We start from the raw sequence: 13,776 nt of genomic DNA on the forward strand, positions 1-13,776 counted from the left end.
CATGGGGCGGCCGTCGGGGTGGGATGTCGTCGATCAGGGTGATGATCCGGTCAAGGGTGATCCGTCGACGTTGCGGATGATGTCGCGGGAGTACCAGCGCATCTCCGACGCGGCCGATGACGCCTCGACCCGGCTGAAGTCGGTGAAGGGGTCCGGGTGGCTGACCGACTGGGAGGGTGAAGCCGCCGACGTGTTCGTCGACGCGATCGAGGACACCCCGTCAGACCTGACCAAGCTCGTCGACTCGTACGAACTCGCCGCAACGGCCCTGTCGGGGTGGGCGGACACGGTCGATGACACCCAGTACCGGGCTGATGGGGCGCTCGCGGACGCGAAGGACGCCTCCGGGGACCTCGCCGCGGCGCAGGACCGGCTCTCCGACGCGCAGTCGAACCTGTCGCACTACCAGTCGGCATCGTCCGACCTGTCGAAGGTCGCGGACAAGTACCCGGCCGGGTCCGAGGTGCCGGACGGGGTGGACGTGCCGTCGCCGGCGCAGTTGCGGGCGGCGTCCGACAACGCCTCCGTCGCGCAGGGGTCCGTGTCGTCCGCGCAGGGCGACATCAGCGCGGCGCAGTCCCGGATCGACGCAGCGAAGCGGCTCGTCGCCGATGCGAAGGGTGACTGGCAGGACGCGGAGCAGCGGACCGCGACGAAGATCGGTGAAGCCGCCGACGCGGGGCTGGGGAAGCAGTCCACGTGGGACAAGATCTTCGGGTCCGAGGCGTGGGAGACCATCGTCTCCATCGCGAAGGTCGTCGTCGCCGTGGGCGGCATCATCGTCATGATCATCGGCGGGCCACTCGCCTGGATCGTGCTCGGCGCCGCGTTGCTCGTCCTCGCCGACACCCTGTACAAGATGTCGAAGGGCACCGCCGACGGGTGGGATCTCGCCTTCGCGCTGCTCGACTGCATCCCGGGGATGAAGGGGATCACCACCGCGGCGAAGATCGGCGAGGAGTTCGCGAAGGGCGCCTCACTCGCTGCCAAGTTCAGCTCGGCCGGTCGACACGTCGCCTCGGAGAGCCGACAGCTGTTCGCGCCGGGTCTGCACCTGGTCAACAACCTTCGCCACGGTGCCGCACTGCGCTCGGTCGAGTCGCTCCGCGCCCTCGCCGTGCACGGCGGTTCCGCGGCGGTCGGTGCACTCCGACGTCCGGGCGACGGCTTCATCGCCTCGGTCCGGTCGATGCCGGAGATCGCGAACAAGGCCACGCAGGCGTACTGGGACAACGGCGGGTCCTCCCTCGCCGAGCTCGCGCGGCACTGGCAGGGTGGCAAGGGCGGCTTCCAGAGCGGCTACCTCGGTGTCGACCGCTGGGCGAACGGCGACGCCGACGCGCTCGTCGGGCAGACGCTCCAGATCAGCGGACCGGGGCACGGCAACTTCTACGTCCCCGACGGCACCATGCACGCCGGCGGCAGCGCCTCGAACTACAGCGAGTCCGTGCAGGTGGGCGTCCAGTCCCACGCCGGTCACGACGGCGTCCCGGCAGGAGCTTCGACGCACCCCGACTACCGCAACACCGGCGACAGCTACCTGGTGAACCAACCGCTGCCGCACGCCGAGGGCACCGCGCAGGCGAACACCCAGTTCGGCGGTGGCGGGCAGCACCAGCTCTTCACGGACAAGTCGACGAGCGACCTGGTGAACACCGGCGTGCTCAGCCCGGTCGACCAGGCGGGGAACGTCGTCCCCGACGGGATGAACCAGGTGCTGATGGACCCGGCCACGCGGAGTCCACAGCCGGGGGTCCTCACGACGAACCAGTACGCGAACGCGCTGCACGACCTCGGCTCGCGCGGGCCGGCCGTCGCGGCGGGCATCGTGACGGCGCCGTGGGACATCAGCGAGGCGACGCAGTCCGTCCAGGACCGACTGCGGTGACCCGTAGCGGCGTCACCCGGGCGGGTCACGAGCTCCTGGACCGTTCACCGTCCTGGAACGCCCTGCCCGAGCGCGCCGCGGACGGCCGGTGGACCATCACCGACACCGTCGACCCACTGTGGCCGGAGTACGGCGCGAGCCTGCGACTGCTCAACGCCCTGTCGGACGATGGCCACGAGGTCGAGGACCTCGACGGCACGCTGTTCGAACGCGGGCGACAGGTCGTCGTCCCGCGCGCGGCGCTCGTCCACACGACTTCCGCACCCGCGGTCCTCGAGTCGGTGGCCCTGCCGGACTCGTTCCACGTCGCATCGTTCGCCGTCGACGGCCGGACCGACGCGAACATCGAGGACGGCTGGCGGAACGAGTACGAACCGCGCCGCTTCCGCACGACGTTGAGCCCGGACCGAGCAGCGATCGACCGCCACGAACCCGGGGTGGTGCCGACGACGGTGTCCCGCATCGAGAAGACCGTGGAACCCCTGCCGGCCGATGCCCGCGGAACGTACACCGTGCCGTCGACCGGCCCGTACGAACAGGGTTGGGGCAGACTCGCTCCGATCGTCCGCACGATCGGCGATCTCGGGTACGACGTCCGTCCCGACCTCGGCGCGTACACGACGCTGTCCGGTGTCGTCCGCCCGACGTGGGGCACCGAGATCCGCGGAGCCGACGACTGGGCCGATCTGCTCGCCCGGTTCGTGTTCCCGCAGGGCGTCCAGTCAGAGGTACTCTCCGACGGGTACGCGATCATCCGCGACATCCCCCACCCCGGCGACCCGCTGCACCCGACGTTCGCGCTCGTGTTCACACCCCCGACGGCGGCACGACCGAGCCTGTTCGCGAGGATCTTCTCCTGATGAGCACCACCACGAACCTCACCTCCGCACAGCGACGCGCCCTGATGGTGCGCTCGCGGTTCGCGTTCGCAGCTGCCGAGGTCGTCGCGCTCCGACACGACGAGCAGGGAATCCCACTCGGCGTCGTCAGCCCCGAGGGCACCCCCCTCGCGCTGGCCTTCACCGATCCCGCAGCGGCCGTCGCGCGCATCCCGGCCGGGGTCGCCGCGACGCCGCTGTCACTGCCGATGTCACGTCTGGTCGCCGGCCTGCCCACTGACTGGGGTCTCGTGCTCGACATCGACCAGCCCTACCCGCAGGTCGTGCAGCCCGACGAGAAGCAGACGGTCATCGCCGCGGGTGGTCCGTTCCCCGACGGCGCCGAGGTCACGCTCCGCCCGGCACCGTCCGCGTCCCAGGGGTTCTCCGACGCGCTCGCCGAACGAGCCCCGCTCACGCCTGGCGTGGTCCGCGTGTGGCTGTTCCGCCACGGCGTCGACATCGTGCCCGAGGACCTCATGGTCGTGGTGGCGACGGCGGACCGTGACGCCGCGTTCGCCTTCTCCGAGATCGTGTTCGAGGTCGCACGCGCGCACGACGTGCCGGTGCCGGTCCTCACCGCCTGGATCGACGAGCTCCCCGTCGAGCACGCCACGTGGGTGCGTCAGCAGCAGCCGCTCGCGCACGTCGAACGGCACTGAGCCCGATGCACCGTGGACACCCGGCGGTCGTGGTCCAGCGGGTCGGCGTCCCGGTAGAACTGCACGTGGTCGTCGACTCGCGTGGCCGACCGGAACGGGAGCAGGCCGACCGCGGTGCCGCGGTGCAGTGGGCCTACAGCGATCCGACCGACCGTCCGACCGACTTCGGTGCTGGGACGCAGTGCATCTCCAGCGACACACTCCGCCAGCGCGAGGCCACGGGCTCGGTACAGTTCGTCATCGACCCGGCGGGCCCGTCCCGCGCCGGTACGGAGTTCCTCCCACCTCCTCGGCCGCCGGTGCTCGCCACGCTCCGGTCCGTGACGCCGACGCCGCTCGGGACGGCCGCCGGCCTCTGGGCCGCGATCACCGCCGACACCGTCTCGCCCGGGCGGTCGCTCATGCTCCGTTCGGGTCGGTGGTCGCTCCCCGTGGTGCTGGCCCGAGACCCCCGGGCGACGGCTGCGGCGATCAGACACGCCCTCGGCGACCGCCCGCACCCGGCGATCTTCGTGGTGGAACGTCCCTCAGGGCTGCCGCGGCCGTGGCGGGCTGGAGCGCAAGCAGCGATCGAGACTGCGTTCTTGTCCTCCTGACAAATACCGTGGTACGGTCGAGCCATGGCAGTCGAACTCAGCACCTGGGACGCCCAGGGCAACCAGACGACAGCGACGTTCTCCACCATGCGGTTCCCCGCCGGTGAAGCCCACGTCAAGGTCGCGAACGACACCGCCGAGCCGGGGAGACTCACCGAGATCGCGACCCTGCGCGGCACGAGCGGCGACGACCTGATCATGCTCGGCATGTGGGCGGACGCCGTGCGGCAGCGCGGATCGAGGTCCGTCGCGCTCGTCCCCTACCTGCCCGGAGCCCGGCAGGACCGCGGCTTGCCGTTCGGCGCGAAGGTCTACGCGGACGTCCTCAACGGCTTCCACCTCGACCAGGTCATCGCGTTCGACCCGCACTCGCCGGTCATCGTCGGCCTGGTCGACAACCTGACCGTCGTCACGAGCGAGCAGGTCGTCCGTGACGCCGTGGTCGGCGCACCCGAGCACGACAGCGGCGCCCCGTACACCGGCATCATCGCTCCGGACAAGGGCGCGGTCCCCCGTGCAACCGCGGTCGCCGAGGCGTGCGGGCTGCCGCTCTACCGGGCCGAGAAGCACCGCAACCCCGACACCGGCAAGCTCGACGGCTTCACCTGCGAACCCCTGCCCGACACCGGCCGGTTCCTGGTGGTCGACGACATCTGCGACGGCGGCGGCACGTTCATGGGGCTCGCGGGCTCGACGGGCCTGCCCAAGGAACGCCTCGGCCTCTGGGTCTCGCACGGCGTCTTCTCCGGCCGGGCAGCACAGCTCGCCGACCACTTCGGCGAGATCGTCACCACCGACTCGTACCCGGCGCAGAACGCCATCGACGGCCTGCGCACGATCGCACTCACCCCCTACCTGACGGAGCAGATCCGATGACGCAGACCACGAGCACCACGACCACCGCGAACGCCGGAACGACCACGGGGATCGAGCCGCGCATCACCACGGCGAGCCCGATCGCGCCGCTACTGGCCGTCGACGGTTACAAGCACTCGCACCGGCAGGTCTACCCGGCCGGCACCACCCGCATCCTGATCAACTGGACGAACCGGTCGAACGCGCACATGCCCGAGTCGACGCACGCCGTGGTCTTCGGGCTGCAGGCGTTCATCCAGCGCTCGCTCGTCGAGGCCTGGGCACCGTTCTTCGCGGCGGACGAAGACGAGGTCGTCCGGCTCTTCGACGAAGCGCTGCAGAGCTACTTCGGCCCGAACCACATCGGCACCGACCACGTCCGGGCCCTGCACCGCCTCGGCTCCCTGCCCCTCGAGATCCGTGCGCTGCCCGAGGGCACCCTCGCACCGATCGGCGTCGCGACCCTGACCGTCGAGAACACGATCGACGAGTTCTACTGGCTGCCCAACTACATCGAGACCGCCCTGTCGGCGTCGATCTGGCACCCGTCGACGGTCGCGACGAAGGCGCTCGAGTACCGCGACCTGATGGAGGACTGGGCCGCCCGCACCGGCGCGGTCCCGGCCGGCATCGACTTCGCCGCGCACGACTTCTCGTTCCGTGGGCAGTCGAGCATCGAGTCGGCCGCAGCGGGTGGCGCGGGCCACCTCCTGTCGTTCCTCGGCACCGACTCGATGCCGTCGCTCGACTTCATCGACCGCTACTACCCGGGCGACAACGGTTGGGTGGCCGCGAGCGTGCCCGCCACCGAGCACAGCGTGATGTGCGTCCGCGGCGCCGACGGCGAGCTGGCGACCTTCGAGCAGATCCTCGACGTGTACCCGACGGGCATCGTCTCGGCGGTCAGCGACGGCTTCGACCTGTTCAAGGTCATCACCGAGACCCTGCCGCAGCTCAAGGACCGCATCACCGGTCGTGACGGCAAGCTCGTCATCCGACCCGACTCGGGCGACCCGGTCGACATCGTCACCGGCACCGTGCACGGCGTCGACCAGGCCGAACTGTTCGCCGCCGACCGCAGCCACGAGCAGAAGGGCGTCGTCGAACTGCTCGACGAGATCTTCGGGCACACCGTGAACGAGCAGGGCTTCAAGGTCCTCGACCAGCACATCGGCGTCATCTACGGCGACAGCATCACGCTCGACCGCGCCCGTCGCATCTACGAGCGCCTGGCCGCCAAGGGGTACTCGAGCGACAACATCGTGCTCGGCATCGGGTCGTACACGTACCAGTACATGACCCGCGACAACCTCGGCAGCGCGGTCAAGGCCACATGGGCACTCGTCGACGGCGAGCCCGTCGACATCCAGAAGGACCCGAAGACCGGCAGCGGCAAGAAGAGCGCGAAGGGCCGCATCGCCCTGCACCGCGACGAGACCGGCGAGATCCGGCAGACCGACCAGGCCACGGCCGACGACGAGGCGACCAGCCTGCTCCAGCCGGTGTGGGTCGACGGCCGCTTCACGCGCCTCCAGTCCTTCGCCGACGTCCGCCAGACGCTCCGCGACGAGCGTTCGGCTCGTGCCACCCGCCGGGGGGCCACCGCGTGACCGATGCCGCAGCGGCGATCCGCGACCAACCGCTCATCGCGATCGACGTCGTCCCGGTGTCCTTCGTGACGACGGACGGTCTACGGGTCGCCACCGCGCGTCGGGCGTACGCACCGTACGCCGGACAGGAAGCGCTCCCCGGCGTGCTCCTCGACGGCACCGAGATCCTCGCCGACGGTGCGCGGCGCGCCCTGCGGACCAAGACCCGCGTCGGCCCGGCAGCGGTGCGCCACCTCGCGCAGGTCGGCGCGTTCGACGGACCCGACCGCGATCCACGGAGCTCCGCGATCAGCATCGCGTTCCTCGCGGTCATCGACCCAGCAGCACACGCCGACGCAACGTGGCACGACGTCGGCGCGCTGCCGCTCGGACTGCCGTTCGACCACGACCGGATCGTCGACTCGGCGCTCGAGCGTGCACGGGTCCTCCTCTGGTCAGACCTGCCGTTCACACGAGCGCTGCTCGGCGATCCGTTCACCACGGCGGACGCCGCTCGGCTGCGGATCGCCCTGACGGGGACCACACCGGACCCGGGCAACCTCAACCGGACGCTCCGCACGAACACCGCGCTTGCCCGGGTCGACCTCCCAGCGAGTGCGGGCCCCCGGGGCGGACGTCCCCCGGCAGCCTGGACGTGGCAGGACTGAGCACGGTTGGGTGGGCCCATGTCCTCTTCCCTGTCCGGTGACGACTCCCTGCACCTGCCCGAGTTCGACGCACCCCCGGCGTCGCCGCTCGACCTCGCGCAGCAGTGGCTGGATGCCGCGGACGAACGCGACGTCTCCGAGCCGAAGTCGATGACCCTCGCCACAGCCGGTGCGGACGGCCGGGTGTCCGCCCGCACGGTCGACGTGAAGCGGCTCGACGACCGCGGGCTCGTGTTCGGCACCTCGACGCTGAGCCCGAAGGGTCGTCAGCTCGCCGACAACCCGCACGCGGCACTCCAGGTCTACTGGCGCGAGACCATGCAGCAGCTCCGGTTCGAGGGCCGGGCCGTGCAGCTGTCCGACGACGAATCCGACGCGCTGTTCGCCGACCGGTCGCCGAAGTCCCGCGCCGCCACCGCCATCGCGGACCAGTCCGCCGTGCTCGAACCGCGGACGCTGCAGGACTTGATCGACGACGCCAACGTGCTGCTCGACGAGTCCGACGACGCCGTCCCACGGCCGGCCGGGTGGGTCGCGTGGCGGCTCGAGCCCGACGTGGTGGAGTTCTGGCACGGCAGCCGCGACCGGATGCACCGCCGCTTGCAGTACGTGCTCGCCGACGGCACCTGGTCGGCCACCCGCCTGCAGCCGTAGTCGAGTCCGCTCCCGGTCAGTCCCGCTGCCACCACGACGGCTTTGCGGACTCGACGGTGATCGTCAGCGACCGGGCGTCGTCGGACTTCCTGGCCACCACGAACACCGTCGCCGTGGGGTCGGTGGTCCGCACGCGCCACACCGGCCATGTGTGCGGACCGAGCTTCGGGTCGTACCAGGGCCCCGGTCCGTTGTCGGTCTCGACCAACACACGTCGAACGCTGGCAGGGTCGAGGTCGGGGACGCCAGCAGCCCGCGCCTGCGTGAGGACACGAGCGACACCGGCATCGACGGCCGTCGTCCGCGCAGCCCGGGCCAGCCGGAGCCGGCGTCGCGTGACCAGGTACCCGAGGGCGATGAGCCCCGCGGCAACCAGCACCGTGCCGACCAGGACCACTGCGGTACCGCGGTCTCTCGGCCGGTCCGCGACGACGACTCCCCCGACGAGGACCGCCCCGCCGAGCAACAGTCCGGCGCCTCGGATGCGCCTGACTGGTCGGAATGCACGGCGCCAGGTCTGATCCGCGTCGACGACGTCCCCGATGTCGACCGTGACCTCGTCCATCGCGCCGCCCCCGCCCGTCTGCACCAGGCCAGTCTCCCGCACCCCGCACCGGCGCCGCTCCGGCTGGTGCGAGGTTGACCACTCCGTGCGCGCTTCTTGCGCTGCACGGAGTGGTCAACCTCGCACCGAGTAGGTCCGCCGTCCGCCGCGCAGCCCCTACCGCCCGATCGGGTTACCCATCGCCCCCGCCCGGATGAGCGACGACGACTGGTCCGTCAGGTCGACCATCGACAGGGTGTTCCGCAGCTGCAGCCGGTTCAGGCAGGAGTGCTCGAACGTCGGCACCCGCAGGTCCAACGGACGGCGGCGGTCCGGGTGCGCGGCGGCGTGCGCGTCGATGCACTCCCCCACGACCTCCCAGAACCGGCCTTCCGGCAGCACCCCGTCGTCGTCGAGGATCGCCGCGACGAACCGCAGCACCCCGTCGAACACGTCGGTGAACACCGCGAGCGCGGCTTCGTCGTCGGACACCGGGTGCACGATTCGGTCGATGTCGGCGGGCACGGGGCGATCGTCGTGCCGCCCGAGCACCGCGGCTTCCTCCCCGATGTCCTTCATGACGGCACGGACAACGGCGCCGTCGCGGACGACGAGCACGAGGTTCTCGCCGTGCGGCATGAACACCAGGTCGTGCACGGTCAGGCAGTGCACGACGGGCAACAGGTAGGCGTCGAGCCAGCGCCGCACCCACTCATCGGCAGGCAGCCCCGATGCCTCGATCAGCGCCGACACGACGGCGTTCCCCGAGGCGTCCCGGTGCAGCAGCGCCGCCATCGTCAGCAGTCGCTCGCCGTCCGTCACCCGCGGCAGCGGGCTCTCCCGCCACAGGGCCGCGAGCATCTTGCGCTGCGGCGACGACACGTCGACCCGGTGGTACGCGTCGCCGGTGTAGCCGATGGCGGCGTGCTCACGGAGCACCGAGAACCCGACCGAGGCCAGCGTCGGGTCGGCGCTGACGATCGACTCGACCCAGTCGTTCACCGCCGGAGTGTTCCGCATGTACGCGGGCGACATCCCCCGCAGGAACCCCATGTTCTGCACGGCGAGCGCCGTCTTGACGTACGAGCGCGTCGGGTCCGAGTGGTCGAACGCGGTACGGATCGACTGCTGGGGCTGGTACTCGTCCGGCCCCTCGCCGAGGTCGACGAGGTCCTGCCGCCCCAGGTCGGGTGCGAACGTCACGGCGATCCGGTGCTGCCACTGCCAGGGGTGCACGGGGATCCACACGTAGTCGTCGGGGTCGAGGCCTCGACGTTCCAGCGTGGCGCGGAACCCGGCGATGGTCTGCGGGTCGAGCTCGGCCGCCCAGTGGTCGCGCTCGGTCCGGTCCGCGGCGAGCGCCAGGTGCGTGTGCTCCCGTCGGGCGGCGAGCCACCGGTACCGGAACCGACCGCCGACCTCCGGCGCGAAGGCCCGGTACTCATCGAGTCCGAACCCGATCCGCCCGTTCGCGGCGACGAACGCCGGGTGGCCCTCGGTCATCGCTGCCTCGACGTCCTGGAACGAGGCGACGGCAGCCTCGACGGAGTCGCCCGTCCGCCCACGCGCGAGCTGCGCGGCGGACGGCCCGCCCCGCCGGTGCTTCGCAGCAGCGCTCGCCAGGGTCGAGGCGATCTCCTCCAGGTACGTCCCGAGCAGCTCGTCGGGGATCCCGAGCACCTCGTGCAGTTCGAGCACGAAGTCCTGCGCACTGAGCGACGCCGGCGTCCCAGCGCGAGTGCGCGTCAGCGAGGCTTCGTCGATCGACCAGTGTTCGAGCACGTGCTGCCGTGCGTGGAACCGGTAGGTCGAGTCCCCCGCGTCGAGCCGCCACCCCTCCCCGTCCGGCACGGGTGCGATCAGCCGCTCGTGGGTGAACTCGGCGATGGCCTTCGCCACCAGGTGTCGTTCGGCGGGTTCCAGGTGCTCGGGTCGCAGGTGCGCGGCCGGACCGTCGTCGTCGGGCACGCCGATCCGGTCGGTGTCGAGCACGGACAACAGTGCCCGCTTGCCGTCGACGTCGACCTGGCGCAGTGCGCGGAAGCCCACCTCGGCGTTCTTCGCCTGCACCGCGGTGTTCCGCACGTCCGGCTCGACGACGACCCGCCGCGCGCCGAGGACGTCGCGGCAGTGCTCGACGACGGCGCGCATCACGGCGCTCGTCAGTCCGTGCACGCGGCCGCCGGCCGGCACCGGTGCGACGAGCAGGTGCATGCCGACGTCGCCGGGCTCCGCCGCCCACACGTCGGTGAGCAGGACGGCGGCGGGGTCGTAGGTCTCGACCAGGAAGCACGGCTCACCGTCGCGTCGGCCGAGCCACGCAGCCTGCGCCGGGTCCGCCTGCACGCCGGTCAGGTAGTCCCGGACGCCGTCCACGTCGAGGTCGCCCATCTCCCACCACGACGACGCCGGGTGGGCGAGCCACGACTGGACGACGGCGGCGTCGCGTTCCGGGTCCACGGGTTCGACGGCCAGGAGGCCCGGAGCGACTCCGGCAGACACCGTCGCCTCGGGCGCACCGGCCGGTGCACTGCTCGTCACGTGCGCGCTCATGCGGGCACCTCCGTGCGCTCGGTCGCCTGCCGGGCCGGCGCGCGGTGCGCACCGGCGGGAGCGGCGGTGGACTGGTCCGTGGCGGGCAGGCCGAACTCCTGGAAGGCGATCCGGGCCTCCAGGCCGTACACGGGGCGACCCGTGACGGACCGGATGATCGACGCGTTCCGCCACGCACCCATGCCGAGGTCGGGCGCGGTCAGGCCGTGCGTGTGCTCCTCGGCGTTCTGCACCCAGATGCGTCCGCCGAGCGTGTCGACGTGGTGATCGCGCGCGACGGCCAGGCGACCACGGGAGTCACGGGCGACGAGGTGCTCGACGGGGTCGAGGAACCGTGGCGTGCGCGGCGTGTAGCCGGTCGCCAGGACGAGCCGCTCGACCTCGTGCTCGTACGTCTCGCCGAGCTGCTCGTGGCGGAGCGTCAGCCGGTACGTCCCCCGGTCGGCGAGCCACTCGGCGTCGACGACACTCGTCTCGGTGCGCAGGGTCGTCGGGATCGGGCCTCGAGCGCTGATCCGGTACAGCTGGTCGTAGAGCTCGTCGACCAGGTCCGCACTGATGCCCTTGTACAGCCCGCGCTGCTCGCGCCCGAGACGGTCGCGAGCATCCTCGGGCAGGCCGTGGAAGTGGTCCGTGTACTCCGGACTCGTCATCTCGAGCGTGAGCTTCGTGTCCTCCATCGGGAAGAACCGCGGCGACCGGGTGATCCAGTCGAGTCGGTAGCCGTCTTGGCGCAGGTCCTCGAGCAGCTCGCGGTAGACCTCGGCAGCGGACTGCCCGCTGCCGACCACCGCGATCGAGGCGGCGCCGCGGAGCGCGTCGCGGTTCGGCAGGAACTCGGCGGAGTGGATCACCGGTCCGGCGATCCCACGCAGCGGGGCGGGGACCGACGGCTCCGTCCCGATGCCGACCACGACGTGGCGTGCGCGGTACGTCTCGGGACCCTGATCGGTCTCGGCGTGCACCGTGAACACGTCCGTCGCCGTGTCGTGCTCGACGGCCGTGACGGACCGGCCCCACCGGAGCGTGTCGAGCCGGTCGGCGGCCCACCGGCAGTAGGCGTCGTACTCGCTGCGCAGGGGGTGGAAGTCCTCGCGGATGTAGAACGGGTACAGGCGGCCGGTCTCCTTGAGCCACGCGAGGAACGAGAACGGCGAGGTCGGGTCGGCCATCGTCACCAGGTCCGCCATGAAGGGCACCTGGATCGTGGCGTCGTCGAGCATCATGCCGTGGTGCCAGGCGAAGCCGTCGGCGGCGTCGAGGAACACCGCGTCGAGGTCGTCGAGCGGGTCGGTGAGGCAGGCGAGGCCGAGGTTGAACGGGCCGATGCCGATGCCGATCAGGTCGTGGACGGGCTGCTCATCGTGGCTCATCGGATCGCTCCTTCCGTGGTGGTGGTGACGGCTCGGACGCGCGCGGCCGTCGCGGCGACGTGCTCCAGCGAGGCGCGCATCTGCGCCGGGGTGGTCTCGGGGTTGAGCAGCGTCAGCTTGTTGCAGGGTCGGCCGTCGATCACGGTCTTCGCGATGAGGACCCGGCCCTCGGCGAGCAGCGCAGCACGGATCGGTGCGACGAGCGCGTCGGCTTGCTCGTCGGTCACCCCGGCCGGCTGCCAGCGGAAGAGCACGGTGCTGAGCTGCGTCGGGGCGACGAGCACCAGGTCGGGGTGCTCCTCGACGATCCGGTGGGTGGCGGCGGCGAGGTCGATGACGGCGTCGAACGCGGTGCCGATCGCGTCGGCCCCGGTCGCGCGCAGCGTCGCCCAGAGCTTCAGGGCGTCGAAGCGGCGGGTGGTCTGCAGCGACTTGTCGACCTGGTTCGGCTCGGCGGCGTCCTCGGGGTTGAGGTAGTCGGCGTACCAGGCCGTCCGGCGCAGGTCGGCCGGGTCACGGACGAGCAGCGCACTCGAGGACACCGGCTGGAAGAACGACTTGTGCAGATCGGTCGTCACGCTGCGCGCCCGCTCGATGCCGGCGAGCAGGTGCCGACGCGTCGGGGAGACGAGCAGTCCGCAGCCGTACGCGGCGTCGACGTGCAGCCAGACGTCCTCCAGATCACACACGTCGGCGATCGGCTCGATCGGGTCGATGACCCCGCGGTCGGTGGTGCCGGCGGTCGCGACGACCGCGATCGGGGTACGGCCCGCTGCCCGGGTCGCGGCGATCGCCTCCGCGAGGGCTGCCGGTCGCATCCGACCGGCGTGGTCGGTGGCGACGTCGACCACGGCCTCGAGGCCGAGGAGGCGTGCCGACTTCGCGATGCTGAAGTGGGTCTCCGCCGTCGTGAACACGGTGCCGGCGACTCCGACGGCTTCGCGTGCCAGCAGCAGCGCCTGCAGGTTGGACTGCGAGCCACCGGAGGTGAACACCCCGTCGCCGGCAGCGAACCCGGCACGACGGGCCAGCCAGTCGACCACGTGGCGTTCGATGTCCGTGCCGATGCGGGACTGGTCCCAGGTGTCGACCGACGGGTTCACCGCGGCGAGGACGGACTCGGCGGCGACCGCGGGCAGTGCGACCGGGCAGTTCAGGTGCGCGAGGTAGCCGGGGTCGTGGAACCACACGGCCTCGCGGACGAACAGGTCGTCGAGTTCGGCGAGCGCCTGTGCCGTCCCGACGGGAGCGGCGTCCAGGTCGACCGCGCGCACGCGGTCGTGCAGCGCGTCCGGGGCGGTCGCGGTCGTCGGGCGGTCGACGGTGGCGAGTCGGTCGGCGAGCTGGTCCACCGTCGACCCGACGGTCGACCGGTAGCGCTCGGCGTTGGCAGTGGTCAGCAGTTCGATGGGTGTCACGTTAGGTAAGGCTAACCTCACCTGCTTTTCGGTGTCACCCGAACAGGGGTGGACTCCCAGGTCTCGGGCGTGGCGAGACGTCCTCGTGCCCGCGACGA

General features: G+C 71.3%; 12 protein-coding genes. 8 read left to right on the forward strand and 4 right to left on the reverse strand.

Annotated features, from left to right (window positions below):
* Position 1: 1 nt before the first annotated feature.
* From ACIPV1_RS14755 to ACIPV1_RS14790, 8 genes are read left to right on the forward strand one after another with little or no spacing between them, the layout of a single operon-like run.
* Positions 2–1,888, forward strand: coding sequence for a WXG100 family type VII secretion target (locus ACIPV1_RS14755; RefSeq protein WP_402726713.1), 1,887 nt, complete (start codon positions 2–4; stop codon positions 1,886–1,888).
* Positions 1,885–2,748 (forward strand): hypothetical protein, encoded by an 864-nt coding sequence (locus ACIPV1_RS14760; protein ID WP_123936924.1) that lies wholly within the window; start codon positions 1,885–1,887, stop codon positions 2,746–2,748. Before ACIPV1_RS14755 ends, ACIPV1_RS14760 begins: the two co-directional genes overlap by 4 nt.
* Entirely contained in the window at positions 2,748–3,428 is a 681-nt protein-coding gene (locus ACIPV1_RS14765) for a hypothetical protein (protein ID WP_402726714.1), read from the forward strand. The genes ACIPV1_RS14760 and ACIPV1_RS14765 overlap by 1 nt, the downstream gene beginning before the upstream one ends.
* A gap of 5 nt (positions 3,429–3,433) precedes the next feature.
* Positions 3,434–4,024 carry a hypothetical protein gene (locus tag ACIPV1_RS14770; protein WP_402726715.1) on the forward strand — a complete coding sequence of 197 codons (591 nt, stop codon included), beginning with the start codon at positions 3,434–3,436 and terminating at the stop codon, positions 4,022–4,024.
* A gap of 24 nt (positions 4,025–4,048) precedes the next feature.
* Positions 4,049–4,900: a phosphoribosyltransferase family protein gene (locus ACIPV1_RS14775; protein WP_131922729.1), complete on the forward strand. Its 852-nt coding sequence runs from the start codon at positions 4,049–4,051 to the stop codon at positions 4,898–4,900.
* Entirely contained in the window at positions 4,897–6,489 is a 1,593-nt protein-coding gene (locus tag ACIPV1_RS14780) for a nicotinate phosphoribosyltransferase (RefSeq protein WP_402726716.1), read from the forward strand. Before ACIPV1_RS14775 ends, ACIPV1_RS14780 begins: the two co-directional genes overlap by 4 nt.
* The gene (locus ACIPV1_RS14785; protein ID WP_402726717.1) at positions 6,486–7,136 is read left to right on the forward strand and encodes a hypothetical protein; all 651 of its coding nucleotides are present in this window, start codon (positions 6,486–6,488) and stop codon (positions 7,134–7,136) included. The genes ACIPV1_RS14780 and ACIPV1_RS14785 overlap by 4 nt, the downstream gene beginning before the upstream one ends.
* 18 nt (positions 7,137–7,154) lie before the next feature.
* Positions 7,155–7,790: a pyridoxal 5'-phosphate synthase gene (locus tag ACIPV1_RS14790; RefSeq protein ID WP_123671450.1), complete on the forward strand. Its 636-nt coding sequence runs from the start codon at positions 7,155–7,157 to the stop codon at positions 7,788–7,790.
* Between the two features lie 16 nt (positions 7,791–7,806).
* On the opposite strand, the gene ACIPV1_RS14795 is transcribed toward ACIPV1_RS14790, so the two are convergent.
* The 4 genes from ACIPV1_RS14795 to ACIPV1_RS14810 all read right to left on the reverse strand — a co-directional run bounded on the left by ACIPV1_RS14795 (position 7,807) and on the right by ACIPV1_RS14810 (position 13,678).
* Positions 7,807–8,379: a hypothetical protein gene (locus ACIPV1_RS14795; protein WP_402726718.1), complete on the reverse strand. Its 573-nt coding sequence runs from the start codon at positions 8,377–8,379 to the stop codon at positions 7,807–7,809.
* A 132-nt stretch (positions 8,380–8,511) separates the two neighbouring features.
* Positions 8,512–10,887: a GNAT family N-acetyltransferase gene (locus ACIPV1_RS14800; protein WP_402726719.1), complete on the reverse strand. Its 2,376-nt coding sequence runs from the start codon at positions 10,885–10,887 to the stop codon at positions 8,512–8,514.
* Positions 10,884–12,260 (reverse strand): lysine N(6)-hydroxylase/L-ornithine N(5)-oxygenase family protein, encoded by a 1,377-nt coding sequence (locus tag ACIPV1_RS14805; RefSeq protein WP_123936933.1) that lies wholly within the window; start codon positions 12,258–12,260, stop codon positions 10,884–10,886. Before ACIPV1_RS14805 ends, ACIPV1_RS14800 begins: the two co-directional genes overlap by 4 nt.
* Entirely contained in the window at positions 12,257–13,678 is a 1,422-nt protein-coding gene (locus ACIPV1_RS14810; RefSeq protein WP_123936934.1) for a pyridoxal-dependent decarboxylase, read from the reverse strand. Before ACIPV1_RS14810 ends, ACIPV1_RS14805 begins: the two co-directional genes overlap by 4 nt.
* Positions 13,679–13,776: the final 98 nt, after the last annotated feature.

The sequence above is a fragment of the Curtobacterium sp. NPDC089991 genome, assembly GCF_044748425.1.
Lineage (GTDB): Bacteria > Actinomycetota > Actinomycetes > Actinomycetales > Microbacteriaceae > Curtobacterium.